Here is a 14858-nt window from a genome sequence, read left to right on the forward strand (position 1 = left end):
TTAAACTCAAACAAATGAAAAATAGTAGACGCGATTTTATAAAAACTACAGCCTTATTTGGGGCAGCAGCCGCTTTAAGTGCTACGCCCTTTGGGAGTGCTTTAGCCAGTTCATCTGGTAAAAAAGTAAAGTTGGGAGTAATTGGTACCGGCGGAAGAGGTCGTTATCTTACTACCCATTTATTTAAACAAACACTCACTTCAGATTATGAAATTGTTGCATTGTGCGATAATTATCAGCCTTCGCTGGATGCTGCAATAAAGCTTTGTAAAAATAATAAGGTTACCCCAAAAACTTATACTGATTACCGTCAATTAATAAAGCATTCAGGTGTTGATGGTGTTATAATTGCCACGCCACTATTTACGCACGCTCATATAACTATAGATTGCCTAGAAGCAGGAATTCATGTGCTGTGCGAAAAGTCGATGGCGCGTACTTTAGATGATACCAAAGCTATGTATGATGCACATATAAAAACGGGTGCAATTTTAATAATAGGTCATCAACGCCTGTTTAATCAGAAGTATCTACATGCAATGGATCAAATTCACAAGGGAGAATTGGGAGCCATTAATCAAATTAAAGCCCAATGGCATAGAAATAACGATTGGCGCCGAAAAGTACCCAAAGACAAACCTGAATTAGAACGTCAGATAAATTGGCGTTTGTACAAAGAATATTCTGCCGGATTATATACCGAGTTGATGTCGCATCAATTACAAGTATCCAATTGGGCTTTACAAAAGTTACCCACTTCGGTTATGAGTATGGGGAGCATCAGTTATTATAAAGATGGCCGAGAGGTACCGGATAATGTAGCCGCTATTTTTGAATACGATGATGGAACGCATTTCTTATACGATACTATAACTTCAAATAAATTAGAAGGCTGCGAAGAGCGAATTAATGGTGATTTTGGTACTATGTTTCTCGAAACCAATGTTTATAAACCTGAAAAACCACCGAAACCAAAACCCGCGCCTGGTATAATGCAGTTGGTTAACGATATTCAAGAGGGCATATTTAAGGAGGTGCCTATTGGCGGTGCAAGTTGGGCTCCTGAAACGGCATTAAAACACAATGGAGTTGAGATTTATAAAGGACAAGAAGGCGATGGTACCCGCGAGCAATTAGTCAGTTTTATGGGTTTTGTGAAACAGCATAAAGCACCAGAATGGTTATTACGCGAAGGCTATAATGCAAGTATCTGGACATTATTAACAGAGCAAGCAATGGAAACAGGAACAAAGGTTACTTGTCCTGAAAAGTATATAATTTAATTGTTCACCTTTTAAAATATCTAAAATGAAGGACATCGTCATAACTGCAAATCGTGTTAAAAAAGAATTAGTAATTTATCTTGTATTCTTTGTAGTAGCATATATTGCAAATATTTACTCCATCATAAAGTACGAAACTCCATGGAGTGAGTTAGTCACAACAATTGGGTTTGTAATAACAATAAGTCTAGTTTTGTACATTGTTACAGGCTTAATCCGAACACTAATCTTCTTAATTAAGAGTGCTATTTCTAGATAATTAACAATATATAAAGTGAAATATCTTTGTTTTGGTAAATCCTTAAATGTTTTAGGATGAATACTTACTGCAAACAAAGATATTTCACGTTTCTACTTTCATAGGTTTCTCTTTCCCTCCCTGCTGCCGTATTATCTCAGAATACTTAATTTATGTTGAACACAGATTTTTAGTTACGTGAGTAGTTATTATCTTCGTGCCTTAATTATATTTTAAGAAATAAGCTTGCTATGAGTGATAGTTTAGTTATTATACCAACCTATAACGAAAAAGAGAATATAGAAGCCATTGTTAAAGCTGTTTATAGCCTACCAAAGGAATTTCATATTCTTGTAATTGAGGATGGCTCTCCTGATGGAACTGCTGACATTGTAAAGCGACTTCAAAAAGAATATGAAGGAAAACTTCATATGGTTGAGCGCAAGGGGAAATTAGGTTTAGGAACTGCCTACTTAGCAGGTTTTAAATGGGGAATCGATAAAAAATACGATTATATTTTTGAGATGGATGCCGACTTCTCGCACCCTCCTGAGAAATTATTGGCCTTGTATGAAGCCTGTGCTAACGGCGCTGATTTAGCCATCGGATCACGATATAAATCAGGCGTTAATGTGGTTAATTGGGCAATGAGCAGAGTGTTGATGAGTTATTTTGCATCAGTATATGTCCGATTTATAACTGGCATGAAAATAATGGACACCACAGCAGGTTTTAAATGTTACAAGCGAACAACTTTAGAAACTATTCCTTTAGATAGAATAAAGTTAAAGGGGTATGCATTTCAAATAGAAATGAAATTTACTACCTGGAAATATGGCTTTACAATTGAAGAGGTTCCTATTATCTTTACAGATAGACAAGCAGGAGCTTCTAAAATGAGTGGAGGTATTTTTAATGAGGCCGTTTGGGGTGTTATTAAAATGAAGGTATCAAGCTGGTTCAGAAAATATGACAGAGCAGCTTAGTATTTTGTAAATTAAAGTTGGTGTAATTATTAAAATTAAAGTTATGAGTACTGTTTTAATCAAGAATATAAAGATTATTAATGAGGGTAAATCATTCGTTGGTAGTGTATTAATCGAGAATGATATTATTGCACAAGTAGTTGAGGGTAGCATTGAGGTTTTAAATGCTGATGAGGTAATTGATGGTACAGGTAAACTTTTAGTTCCAGGAGCTATTGATGATCAAGTTCACTTTAGAGAGCCAGGTTTAACTCATAAGGCAGAAATTTACACTGAAGCAAGGGCAGCTGTTGCTGGAGGAATTACTTCTTTCATGGAAATGCCGAATACCAAACCTCAAGCCACAACACACGAAGTTCTTGAAGAGAAATATAAAATAGGTGCAGATAGATCTATAGCAAACTATTCTTTTTACCTAGGAGCAACAAATGATAATTTAGAGGAAGTTATAAAAACGGATCCTAAAAAGGTTTGTGGCGTAAAGGTATTTATGGGATCATCTACAGGGAATATGTTGGTAGATGATGAGGAGACTTTAGGAGAAATTTTTGCAAAGTGTCCCACCATCATTACCACGCACTGCGAAGATGAAGATACTATTCAAGCCAATATGGCTGCATACAGAGAAAAATATGGTGAAGATGTTCCAACAGAAATGCACCATTTAATTCGCTCTGAAGAGGCTTGTTACAAATCAAGTAAAAAAGCTTCTGATTTAGCTCGTAAACATGGAGCACGTTTACATATTTTGCACTTAACAACAGCAAAAGAGCTTGAACTTTTAGATAAAGATATGCCTTTAGAAGAAAGAAAAATTACGGGTGAAGTTTGTGTACACCACTTATGGTTTACCAACGACGATTACAAAAAATATGGTGCCAATATAAAGTGGAATCCAGCAATTAAAACTGAGAAGGATAGAGATGGCTTACGTGCCGGATTGAAGAATGGTACACTTGCTGTAGTTGCCACAGATCACGCACCACATACGAAAGAAGAAAAGAAAGGCACTTACTTTAAGGCCCCATCAGGTGGTCCTTTAGTGCAACATGCCATGGTAGCCATGCTCGAAATGGTAAATCAAGGTGTATTTACATACGAGGAAGTGGTTGATAAGATGAGCCATGCTCCTGCAAACTTATTTAAGGTAAAGAATAGAGGTTTTATCCGACCAGGATATAAGGCTGATTTGGCTATTATTGAACCGCAAAGTGATTGGATTGTAGCCGAAAGTAATATTTATTCTAAATGTCAATGGAGTCCTTTTGAAGGTCAGAAATTCTCACATTATGTAAGCCACTGTTTTGTTAACGGGCATTTAGCTTTTCATAATGGTGTATTTAATGATGATAAAAAAGGAGAAAGACTAGCCTTTAATTATTAGGTTTTTATGAGGATGAGATATTGTCTGCTAGGTCTACTTTTATTGGTAATTGTTATAAGCTCGTGTAATCAACAGCCTGAGTTGAATAGTGATAAAGTATTACTTCCGGAGCACAATGTTGTTTGGGCTGATACTATTATTTACGAGGTGTTACTTACAAACCCAGACGAATTAAACGAATGGGAAACAACAAAACTTCAGGGAGTTAATAGTAAAAAGATTGTTGATGATTTGTTTAAGATGGTATATGATGGAGAAAAGAAAGCCTATAACTACTATACCAACGAAGAATTGTCGATAAAGCAGGTTGAAGAGATTGAACGGCGAGATGACTATAGCAGAGATAAGTTAGGTAAGTTGCAATTTACCGAAACTTGGGAAATGGATTTGGCTAACAAAAAGATGGACAAAAAAGTACTATCTATATTGTTGGCTTATGAGCTTTATAATGATTCAAATGAATTAAGAGGTTATAAAGCGGCGTTCTATCTAAAGGATTTTTAAGAAGTTTTAATTATAATATGGGGCAGTAATTTTAAAAAGTTACTGCCTTTTTTTATGTCTAGTTTTAGAGCTTTAGTTAAGTTCTTTAATTACAAAACGTGCAGTTTTTCTGCTCAATTGAGAGTCTATTATTTCTTTACCAAAAGTAAGTTCTTCTATAACCTCGTCATTATATGATCGAATGGTTAATAATTCCACACCAGTGTTATATCTCACAATAAAGTCCGCAGATAGAGCTTCGAGTAATGCAGTTATTGTTCGTCCTTCATTAACACATACCGAGAAATTTAGTGCCGAATTCTGCATTAAGTTTATTTTCACTTTATGCTCACTAAAAATATGAAATATATCGCTTAGGTTATCCTCTAAAATAAAAGAGAAATCTTTGGGAGAAACCGTAATAAATATTTGGTTCTTTTTTAAAATGAATACAGGTAAATTAGTAGTGTTCACCTCTGAATTTTGTATAACGCTTCCCTCTTTATCAGAATCAATAAACGATCGTACATATAAAGGAATAGATTTGTTTTGTAGTGGTTTAAGTGTTTTCGGATGAATTACTTGAGCTCCGTAATAGGATAGTTCAATAGCCTCTGAATAAGATATCTCAGGTAGTAAAACAGCTTTTTCATACCAGCGAGGATCGGCATTTAATACGCCAGGAACATCTTTCCAAATGGTTAATGCATTCGCGTTTAATATGTGTGCGATTACAGCACCCGTATAATCAGATCCTTCCCTGCCAAGGGTGGTTGAAATATTGTTTATTGTTGAACCAATAAAACCTTGTGTAAAATAAACCGACGTAGTATTAAAGCTGAATTGAGCCTTCATAAACTCACTTGTTAGGTTCCAATTAACTCCGGCATCTCTGTAGTTTTCATCTGTTTTTAATACTTCTCTAACATCTACCCAAGTATTTTCCACCGCAATCAAATTAGCATAGGCACTCACGATCTTCGTAGAAAATATCTCTCCGAAGGATACTATTTGATCGTATTCAAAATCATAGTTTAGCGATGGGCGTTTCTCGAGGCGTTGACGTAATGTGTTAAAGCATTGATTAAAATCATATATAAAAGGATCTTTCTCTCCAAACAATTCAGTAATAATATGGTTATGTTTATCATATATTGTTTGTAGAATTTTATTAACTTCCTCTGTATTTTCAGAGAAAAAAGCATCTAACAAACTCTCAAAAGCATTAGTAGTTTTTCCCATTGCAGAAACTACTACTACGAGTTTCGATTTTGCTTTAGTTATTATATTTATTATATTCTTAATGCCATTCGCATCCTTTACAGATGCTCCGCCAAACTTATATACTTGAATCATTTGTGATGGATTTTAACAAAAAACAAATGTAATAATTTGCATGAGTACTAACGAAGTTAATTATCAGTTAAAATAAACATAAACAGATGGAGAGCCAGATTAAACTATGAAACTTTTACTTCTCCATAAAAGAAAAAAGCCTATGAATCAGTTTGAAGTAACAACACTTAACGAATTTATTTTAGATAACCAGTCTAAATTCCCAAAAGCAGAAGGCGATTTATCTCACTTATTACACCATGTGGGAACAGCAGCAAAAATCATTAATCGCGAGGTTAATAAAGCTGGATTAGTTGATATTTTGGGTGAAATGGGAAGTACAAATGTTCAAGGAGAGGATCAAAAGAAGTTAGATGTTTATGCCAATGATCACTTTATAAGTGCTCTGCATTCATGCGGAGAAGTGTGTGCCATCGCCTCTGAGGAAAACGAAACTTTTATCTTTTTTGATGATGAAAGATCGCGCCTGGGGAAGTATGTATTTTTAATGGATCCTTTGGATGGATCTTCAAACATTGACGTAAATGTTTCTATTGGCACAATCTTCTCTATCTATAAACGTAAAACTAAGGTTGGTGAAAAAGCGACTATGGAAGATTTTCTTCAGCCTGGTGATGAGCAAGTAGCTGCTGGGTATGTATTATATGGATCATCTACAATGCTAGTATATACAACAGGGCAAGGGATTAGTGGTTTTACTTTAGACCCTTCTATTGGAGAATTCTGCTTATCTCATCAAGTAATTAAAAGTCCTGAAGATGGATATATTTATTCAATAAACGAAGGGAACTATTTAAAGTTTCCAGCCGGAGTTAAGCAATATATGAAGTATTGTCAGGAAAAAGATCCTGCTTCAAACAGACCTTATTCAAGTAGATATATAGGTTCTTTAGTTTCTGATATTCATAGAAACTTATTGAAAGGTGGAATCTTCATGTATCCTGTTACGGAGAGTGCTCCTAAAGGAAAGTTAAGGTTATTGTATGAGTGTAATCCTATTGCATTTATTGTGGAACAAGCAGGTGGTAGAGCAACAGATGGTCACCAACGTATTATGGCATTAAAACCAACGTCATTGCACCAAAGAGTGCCATTTTATGCAGGGTCAAAAAATATGGTTACAAAAGTAGAAGAGTTTATAAAAGTATTTGGTGGATAATTCACTTATTTCAATGAAATCAAGATGTTACTCGTAGGTTTTTATTAATGGTACAAATACCTTAAACAACGAAACACAAGAGTACGCATTTATGGATACAATTGGAGTACTATACCTTGCAGGTGTAAATATTAAGTTTTAAGAAATAATTATATGGGAGATAAGGGCCATCTTTATACAAAGCTGGCCTTTGTTTTTTACAAGATCTCACAGAATAAAAAACTGTAAAGTATGCTTTAGCTGGATGTTTAACGCAAAAAAAGACCTGTAAATTACAAGTCTTATTATAATGATAGTATTGCGTGTGCTTATTTAAACTTATTGTAATCAACGTTTTTAACAGGAACAGGATAGCAGCTAGGAAAATCCTTTTTGAGTTTGTTGTATAAAACTAAAGCTTCATTCTTACTTCTGAAATCTCCAGCCTGAACACGCCAAAAAGGAGCTTCGTACATTACGTATATCGATTCATCAGGCATTAAGGATAAGAATTCAGTTTTAACATCCTTGGATTCTTTTTTAGCATTATAATTAGAACCTAAGAATAATTGAACCCTAAAACCATCCACTCCCGTATTTCGTTTATTCACATCTAAATGGATATTTACGATATCCTCAATCTCAAAATCTTGAGCAATTACAAGAGACCCACTTTCAGAAGGTTGTTGAACCTCAGAAAATAAGTTAAACTCTTCATTAGATTGTCCGTAACACAAAGTGCCACTCATTAAAAATAAACCGAAAAATAAACTCTTACCCATTGTAAACTATATAATTTGAATACAAAGATAATATATTTACTTATTGTGAGAATTAAACCATAACGATAATACCTTATAATCTGGTATTAAAATAGAAGAAAGTTCTGAAGTATTACCTTTCTGGCTACTTTAATTATGGATAGGGTGTGTTATTTTGTTTTTACAACTTCGTTTACTTATGTTCTATACCAAAGAGAAAATCACCATCTAAAAAAACGGCATAAGATAATTTAACTACTTATTGATTTTATAACTCAATTGATTATAATACTTTTGTGGCAAATTCAATTTACAAAAACATGTCAAAAGACGAATATTTTAGTTCAATACGCCCTTATAATGATGATGAACTTCAGGATATATTTACAGAATTACTAGCGGAGGAATCATTCCGTAAGGTACTTTCTAATATCTTTCCTGATACTCCACTAGATGGGTTTGAGCAGCACTTGAGAAGTATTACTAATGTTGCTGATTTTCAGAAAAAGGTAGTTTATCCATATGTGAAAAAGATTGCAGATACTACTTCGCAGGGAATCTCGTTTGATGGGCTTGATAAATTGGACCCAAATAAAGGTTATGTGTTTATTTCTAATCACCGCGATATAACGCTTGATTCAACCTTTATGAATAAAGTATTTATTGAAAACGGTCGGGATACTGTTGAAATAGCAATTGGCGACAATCTGTTAATTTACCCTTGGATAAGTAAGGTGGTTAAATTAAACAAATCGTTTATTGTAAAGCGTAATTTACCAGCACGACAAATGCTGGCTAGTTCTAAAGTACTATCTGAATATATTAGATATGCACGCACTGAAAAGAATAGTAGTATCTGGATTGCGCAGCGCGAAGGAAGATCAAAGGATGGTGATGATAGAACGCAATCGAGTCTTTTGAAGATGATTAACATGAGTGGCGAAAATAGTTTTGCTGAAAATTTTAAAGAGATTCAGATTGTTCCTGTTGCTATCTCATATGAATTGGATCCATGTGATTATTTAAAAGCTCAAGAGTTTTATTTGAAGAGTCAAGATCCTGAGTATAAAAAGACGCCTGCAGATGATTTAAAGCACATGCAATCGGGCATTAACGGAAGAAAAGGCCGTATTCACTATTCGTTTGGAACACCAATTGCTAATGAGCTCGAAAGTATTGAGAAGCTCGGTAAAAACGAAAGACTTGAAGAATTAGCCTCAACTATTGATGAGCAAATACACAATAATTATAAGCTTTGGCCAGGTAATTTTATTGCAAGTGATTTAATGAATAAAGAAAATAAATTTGCAGATAAGTATACTACTGAAGATTTAAAGTGGTTTGAAAATTATATGGAAGAGCGTATTGCTAGGGTAGAGGGCGATACTGATTTTGTGAAAAATACATTACTAGAAATGTACTCAAATCCGGTTAAGAATTTCTATCAGGAATAGTAATACACTTTATAAAATAGAAAAAGGGTTTTCATGATTTGAAAACCCTTTTGTATTTTATAAAACTTGTTTAAAGTATTTATTAGTTTTTAGTGAAAACTAAAAACTAATCTACTATTAATAAGCTCTTGTATTTCTACCTTCAATAAAGTTGATAAATGAGTTGTTTACAACTTTGTTTCCACCTGCAGTAGGATACTTTCCTGTAAAGTACCAATCACCATTGTCATTCGGACATGCTTTATGCAAGTTCTCAACAGTTTGATATACCACTTCAACTTCGGCATCAATATCCTCAGGAGTTAGCATTTCTGCAATTTTATCAGAAACCTCTTCAACCGTAAATGGTTTGTAAATTTCGCGCACATAATTCACAACTTCTTCTTTCGGAAGATTTTGCTGCTCTTTACATCTAGCGTAAACATCATCAATAATATTTTGCATTCCACGCTCTTTTAGCAACTCAATTGCAGCACTAAATGCACAGAAATCACCTAGTTTAGCCATGTCAATACCATAGCAATCCGGGTAACGAATTTGCGGAGCTGAGGATACTATAATTATCTTTTTAGGATGTAAACGATCTAAAATACGTAGGATACTTTTCTTAAGCGTAGTTCCTCTTACAATAGAATCATCAATAACAACTAATGTATCTTCTTGATTTTTAACAACACCATAGGTAACATCATAAACGTGTGCTACTAAATCGTCTCTACTGGCATCATCAGCAATAAAAGTTCTCATTTTAGCATCTTTGATGGCAATTTTTTCCATGCGAGGTTGCACTTTCAAAATTTCATCAATATGCTCGCGATCCATTTCGTTTTTGAGTTCCATTATTCGATCTAACTTCCATTGTGTAGTTAAATCACGAACTCCATCCATCATACCATAAAACGAGGTTTCAGCGGTATTTGGGATATATGAAAATACGGTATCTTTTAAATTGTAGTCAACCTTTTCTAATAGTGTTTTTGCCAATAAGCGACCCAATTCTTTTCGTTCTTGATAAATATATTTATCACTTCCTCTTGAAAAGTAAATACGCTCAAATGAACAACTTCTACGCTCTTGCGGAACTCTAATTAATTCTTCAGAAACATCGCCATTCTTTTTTAAGATAAGTGCGTGTCCTGGTTTTAATTCTTTAACCTCACGGATGCCTACATTTAATGCAGTTTGAATTACCGGACGCTCTGAAGCTACAACTATGATTTCATCATCAATGTAATAAGAGGCTGGGCGAATTCCCCATGGATCACGTGCCACAAAAGCATCACCATGTCCCATCATTCCAGAGATTACGTATCCACCATCCCAACGACGGCTCGAACGTTCTAATATTTTTTTAACATCAAGGTTTTCTTCAATTTTAGAAGAGATCTCTTGATTTGATAATCCTTCGTTTTTGTATTGGCGGAATAAGAATTGATTCTCTTCATCTAAGAAGTGACCCACATTCTCAAGAATTGTAACTGTATCCGTAAAATCTTTCGGATGTTGTCCTAACTCTTGTAGGTTTCTAAAAATTTCATCAACGTTAGTTAGGTTAAAGTTACCAGCAACCACTAAGTTACGCGATCTCCAGTTATTTTCGCGCATCACTGGGTGAACGTAGTCGATGCTATGACGCCCAAAAGTTCCGTAACGCAAATGACCTAGGTATAACTCACCAGCAAAAGGTACATTATCTTTAGCCCAAGTTGGGTCCTTCATTAATTCAGGAGTAATGCCTTCTACCTTTTCTATCTGATCGTTAAGACCAGCAAATACATCTGCTATTGGATTGGCCTTGTTAGAACGACGTCGATTTAAGTAGCGAGAACCCGAAGGTTGATCGATCTTTAAACTAGCAACACCAGCACCATCTTGTCCGCGATTATGCTGTTTTTCCATTAATAAGTACAGTTTGTTTAAACCGTACATCCAAGTACCATATTTCTCTTTATAATACTCTAAAGGCTTGCGTAAACGTATTAAAACAAACCCGCATTCATGTTTAATTTGATCGCTCATATCCTCAAGTAACTACTTGTTTTTATTGAAAGCGCAAATTTATTTTAAATTTTCGGCTTCGCCAATTTAATAGCAACATTAAGACTTAAGAAATGTAAATAAAACTAGATATGAACAACAAACCCTATAAAACAGGTGGTAGTTCAGTGATTTTAGTGCAACATAGCTTCTTTTTGTTCTTTCTTTAGTATGTAGAAAATATAAATACTTAATACCGCCGCAAACATGCACCAAGTAGAAATCATATACTTTAAATAAAATATTTTCGATACTATAAAAAGCAGCAACATGGCTATGCCCAAATAGTTAATGTGCTTATTGCTTGAGAATATAAAAGGAAAAACAGCAGGTAGTAAATACAATATGCCACTCCACCAGTTGGTACTTTTAAAATGGCCTACCGTATAAAAAATATGATGCGCATCTATTTGTGCAGTAACCTCATAAATACTCATGCGGTAAGCTAGTATTGCTGTTAAAATAACACCAACGGCCAATGAAAAGCCAATTAGATTTTTTCTACGCTTATTTTTTTCTAAAGTAAATGCCGACAAAGGTACCCATATGGGCCATATTAGCTGTGCGAATATTAAAAAACCATAAGTTGCAATTAGTTCTGTAATAACGAAGCCCTCATTTTGTAGTGCTACCCAAAGCCAGCCCTCACAAAATTGCTGAATGCCAAATAAAATAGGAATCATGGCAAATAGCTTCTGTTCTTTAGAGGTGCTCTTTTTAATGGCGAGAACTCCAACCGATGATATTACAGCACTAGCGCCAAAACTTACTTCTGCAGAAAAACACATGATTTTTTAGTTTAGGGAATTTGAATTAATAGCCTTAAAAGTAACACTTTCAATTTAATGCCCTAAATTATTAATATCCATTTTACAATATCGCTTTTAAATAGTTTTTCATTTTACTATTCACCTCCCACTGACTAATAATGGGCATATTGGTATACGGAATTGCTGGCATATAGGGCTCAGGGCCAAATTCAGGACAAATATAAAATGTTTCCTTACCACCAATTTTTGCTTGCTGAATAATAGCCTCCCACCAATGTGTAAAAGTATCTAAGTATAATTTGTTCTCTGGAGCAAACGGGTCGTTTACTTGAGGTGATTGTGTATGTCCTACCCTGGCATGAAAATATGCACTGCGGCTAATTGCAGCAGCAAGTTGTTCCGACTGTTCATCTAAAAAACTCTCAGATACCACCACCCAATGCGAAAAATCGGCATTAAGTTTTAGGTCTCCAAACTCTTTTAAAAATGCAGATGTTGCCATAGCACTATATGGAAATCTACCACGATGTGTTTCATGTACTATTGGAATATCATACTGCTGTTCAAACTTATAACATGTCTCAATTATTCTAGCATTATCCTTAAATGAATAATAATCCCTGCCCGTATGCGAGTTTATCATTATAGGGGCAATCTCAGCTTTATAATCCAATGCTTTTAGCATTCTTTTTAAATAACTATCGGCACTTTCGTCTTGAGGTTCTAACCATTGTTGAGCGATACAATCTAATTTATGCGCTTCCAATAGTTTTCCTACCTTACTTATAAATAGTTTATCCTCTGGCAAATTTATCTCAATGCCATCATATCCATAAGCGGCTACTTTCTCAATAAAAGCTTCTATAGGCATTTCCTCGCTTCCCCAATAAGGGCACATGTATTTTATTTCCATATACTCAACTATTACATAAACAAAGACTTGCGCTAAAATAATTAAATTTTTGGCAAGTCTTTATGTTAATAAAATTATTTTGGGCTTCCCTAAAGGGCGGGCTATCCGTGTTCAAGCCTCGAAACTCTATTTTAAAGGGTAGAGCTTCGGAAAGAAATTACCTTCCATTTTATTTCCTTTCGCAATTGGCGGAACTCCCGTTAAAATCTCATCATTTGAATCACTTAATGTGCCATCAGCAAATACATTCATCACAAATGCCCTACGAGGCTTATCTGATGAGTTCTCAAAAGAACCATGTACCAACAGAGGATGATGAAAAGCACCATATCCTTTTTTCATTTCAATTGGTACAGGCTTAAACTGAGCTTTTTGCTCATCCGTTAAAAATTCCATCAAACCATCCATTTCTCCGGTTAAGATTGGCTTATCCAATAATCCCCATTTATGACTGCCAGGAACGTATTGTAAACACCCATTTTCTTTAGTTGAATCATCCAATCCAACCCAGCAAGTAAGATGTTGCATTGGCGATGTTCTTGTCCAATACGAGTAATCTTGATGCCAGGCCACAACACCTCCATGGTTCGCGGGTTTGCAAAAAAGTTGATCATGCCAAAAACGTACTCCTTGTTTTCCTAATAATTGATGCGCTGCCATAACAAAAGCAGGGTTCCAATTTACATCATGAAATCCTGGAGTTAATCGCCAATGACCTAAACAATGGAAAATAACTTTATCAGGATCAGTTGATTCATTGGTATGAAACTCATAGAGTAAGTCATGCTTTTCATACTTTGTATCCATTATTTTCAACAATTCTTCGTTGAGCTGATTCACATGATGTCCATCTAATAATTTTATATTATCTACATAACCGTGCTCATTAAAAAAAGCAATTTGTTCATCGCTCAATTTGTATTGTTCCCATTCTTCTTCAGTTTTGGGCCATGAGAACATATTCGATACTAAATTCGAATATTCCGCTAAATCGCGGTGAAGTGTGATTGTATTTTCCATTAGAGATTAATTTAATTAACTATTCAACTTTAAGAGTGCTAAATATTTAATGTGTATTGTAGCATTGCAATACGTTAGCAAGAGTAAATCTAATGGATATATAAAAGACAAACTTGTCTTTTATTGTTTAAAACATAACCTATTTTAATGTGTTGTACATTTAGTTTGGGTAGTTGTTAAATAATAGTGTATAAATGAAGGCTATTTACGAAGACGTTTCACATGATAAGAATAATACCATAAAGATTTATGAATACCTTAAGCCAAGCTTTGAAACACCATTGCACTTTCATCCAGAGTTTGAATTAGTATATATTATTAAAGGGAGAGGTATTCGTTATGTTGGTGATAACTTATCAAATTTTAAAGAAGGAGATTTAGTATTATTGGCACCTAATATTAGCCACTGTTGGATGGATGCAGCAGATTATTCAGGCGAATGCCATTCAATAGTCATGCAATGGGTGCCCGATGTTTTACATGATTTAGCCGAGTTTTCAGAATTCGAAAACCTATTTGAACAAGCCCGTAGGGGTATTTCTTACACGGGAACTTTCTCGGATAGAGTATTTCCATTACTTGAAGGCGTATTGCAAAGTACCGGAATTGGTCGATTACAAAAGTTTATAGACTTGTTGAGTCAATTACAGGCAGAGAAGAAGTATACTTTGCTAAAATCAGGTTTGTTGGCAAATAAAACGAATTTAAAGAGTTTAAACCGACTCAACATTGTATATGAGTTTGTGAAGCGAAATTATGCTAGCAAAATTTATTTACAAGATGTTGCTGATGCAATTCATTTGAGTAAAGAAGCATTTGCTTTTTTTTTTAAGAGGCACACTCAAAAAACTTTTTTCGTTTACTTAAACGAATTTAGAATTGCACGGGCATGTAGCTTACTCAAAGATAGTGATGCATCAATAACTCAAATCTGTTTTAATTGTGGCTTTGAAAGTTTACCCTATTTTCACAGACAATTTAAACGCTTAAAAGGTAGATCTCCTTTGCAGTATAAGAAACAATTTCAATAAAAAA

Annotated in this window: 14 protein-coding genes; 8 read left to right on the top strand and 6 right to left on the bottom strand. The window is 34.6% G+C overall.

Going from position 1 to position 14858, the window contains the following annotated elements; translation table 11 throughout:
- Positions 1–14: 14 nt before the first annotated feature.
- From A8B35_RS03575 to A8B35_RS03595, 5 genes are all read left to right on the top strand, one after another.
- Positions 15–1283, top strand: coding sequence for a Gfo/Idh/MocA family oxidoreductase (locus tag A8B35_RS03575; protein ID WP_075602030.1), 1269 nt, complete (start codon positions 15–17; stop codon positions 1281–1283).
- 25 nt (positions 1284–1308) lie between these two features.
- Positions 1309–1542, top strand: coding sequence for a hypothetical protein (locus tag A8B35_RS03580; protein ID WP_075602031.1), 234 nt, complete (start codon positions 1309–1311; stop codon positions 1540–1542).
- A gap of 230 nt (positions 1543–1772) precedes the next feature.
- Positions 1773–2507 carry a polyprenol monophosphomannose synthase gene (locus A8B35_RS03585; RefSeq protein ID WP_075602032.1) on the top strand — a complete coding sequence of 245 codons (735 nt, stop codon included), beginning with the start codon at positions 1773–1775 and terminating at the stop codon, positions 2505–2507.
- A gap of 43 nt (positions 2508–2550) precedes the next feature.
- Positions 2551–3891, top strand: coding sequence for a dihydroorotase (locus A8B35_RS03590; protein ID WP_075602033.1), 1341 nt, complete (start codon positions 2551–2553; stop codon positions 3889–3891).
- Positions 3892–3897: 6 nt separating this feature from the next.
- Entirely contained in the window at positions 3898–4395 is a 498-nt protein-coding gene (locus A8B35_RS03595; RefSeq protein WP_139314797.1) for a hypothetical protein, read from the top strand.
- Between the two features lie 72 nt (positions 4396–4467).
- Here A8B35_RS03595 and A8B35_RS03600 read toward each other — a convergent pair whose 3' ends face one another.
- Positions 4468–5730 carry an aspartate kinase gene (locus tag A8B35_RS03600; protein ID WP_245820767.1) on the bottom strand — a complete coding sequence of 421 codons (1263 nt, stop codon included), beginning with the start codon at positions 5728–5730 and terminating at the stop codon, positions 4468–4470.
- A 142-nt stretch (positions 5731–5872) separates the two neighbouring features.
- Between A8B35_RS03600 and fbp the strand changes: the two genes are divergently transcribed.
- The gene (gene fbp, locus A8B35_RS03605) at positions 5873–6889 is read left to right on the top strand and encodes a class 1 fructose-bisphosphatase (protein WP_075602155.1); all 1017 of its coding nucleotides are present in this window, start codon (positions 5873–5875) and stop codon (positions 6887–6889) included.
- Between the two features lie 308 nt (positions 6890–7197).
- Here the strand turns inward: fbp and A8B35_RS03610 are convergent, their stop codons facing one another.
- Complete coding sequence (locus tag A8B35_RS03610; protein ID WP_075602035.1) at positions 7198–7650, bottom strand: SPOR domain-containing protein; 453 nt, start codon at positions 7648–7650, stop codon at positions 7198–7200.
- A gap of 299 nt (positions 7651–7949) precedes the next feature.
- Here A8B35_RS03610 and A8B35_RS03615 point away from each other — a divergent pair, with 299 nt between their 5' ends.
- Positions 7950–9083: a 1-acyl-sn-glycerol-3-phosphate acyltransferase gene (locus tag A8B35_RS03615; protein ID WP_075602036.1), complete on the top strand. Its 1134-nt coding sequence runs from the start codon at positions 7950–7952 to the stop codon at positions 9081–9083.
- A 117-nt stretch (positions 9084–9200) separates the two neighbouring features.
- On the opposite strand, the gene A8B35_RS03620 is transcribed toward A8B35_RS03615, so the two are convergent.
- From A8B35_RS03620 to A8B35_RS03635, 4 genes are all read right to left on the bottom strand, one after another.
- Positions 9201–11102: an amidophosphoribosyltransferase gene (locus A8B35_RS03620; protein ID WP_075602037.1), complete on the bottom strand. Its 1902-nt coding sequence runs from the start codon at positions 11100–11102 to the stop codon at positions 9201–9203.
- A 152-nt stretch (positions 11103–11254) separates the two neighbouring features.
- Entirely contained in the window at positions 11255–11908 is a 654-nt protein-coding gene (locus A8B35_RS03625; RefSeq protein ID WP_075602038.1) for a DUF6629 family protein, read from the bottom strand.
- 82 nt (positions 11909–11990) lie between these two features.
- Positions 11991–12803 carry a sugar phosphate isomerase/epimerase family protein gene (locus A8B35_RS03630; protein ID WP_075602039.1) on the bottom strand — a complete coding sequence of 271 codons (813 nt, stop codon included), beginning with the start codon at positions 12801–12803 and terminating at the stop codon, positions 11991–11993.
- Between the two features lie 126 nt (positions 12804–12929).
- Positions 12930–13823, bottom strand: a complete 894-nt coding sequence (locus tag A8B35_RS03635; RefSeq protein ID WP_075602040.1) for a phytanoyl-CoA dioxygenase family protein — start codon at positions 13821–13823, stop codon at positions 12930–12932.
- Between the two features lie 194 nt (positions 13824–14017).
- On the opposite strand from A8B35_RS03635, the gene A8B35_RS03640 reads away from it, so the two are divergent.
- Entirely contained in the window at positions 14018–14854 is an 837-nt protein-coding gene (locus A8B35_RS03640; RefSeq protein ID WP_075602041.1) for an AraC family transcriptional regulator, read from the top strand.
- The last annotated feature ends 4 nt before the right edge of the window (positions 14855–14858 follow it).

The organism is Saccharicrinis aurantiacus (genome assembly GCF_001660705.2).
GTDB classification, from domain to species: Bacteria; Bacteroidota; Bacteroidia; order Bacteroidales; family Marinilabiliaceae; genus Saccharicrinis; species Saccharicrinis aurantiacus.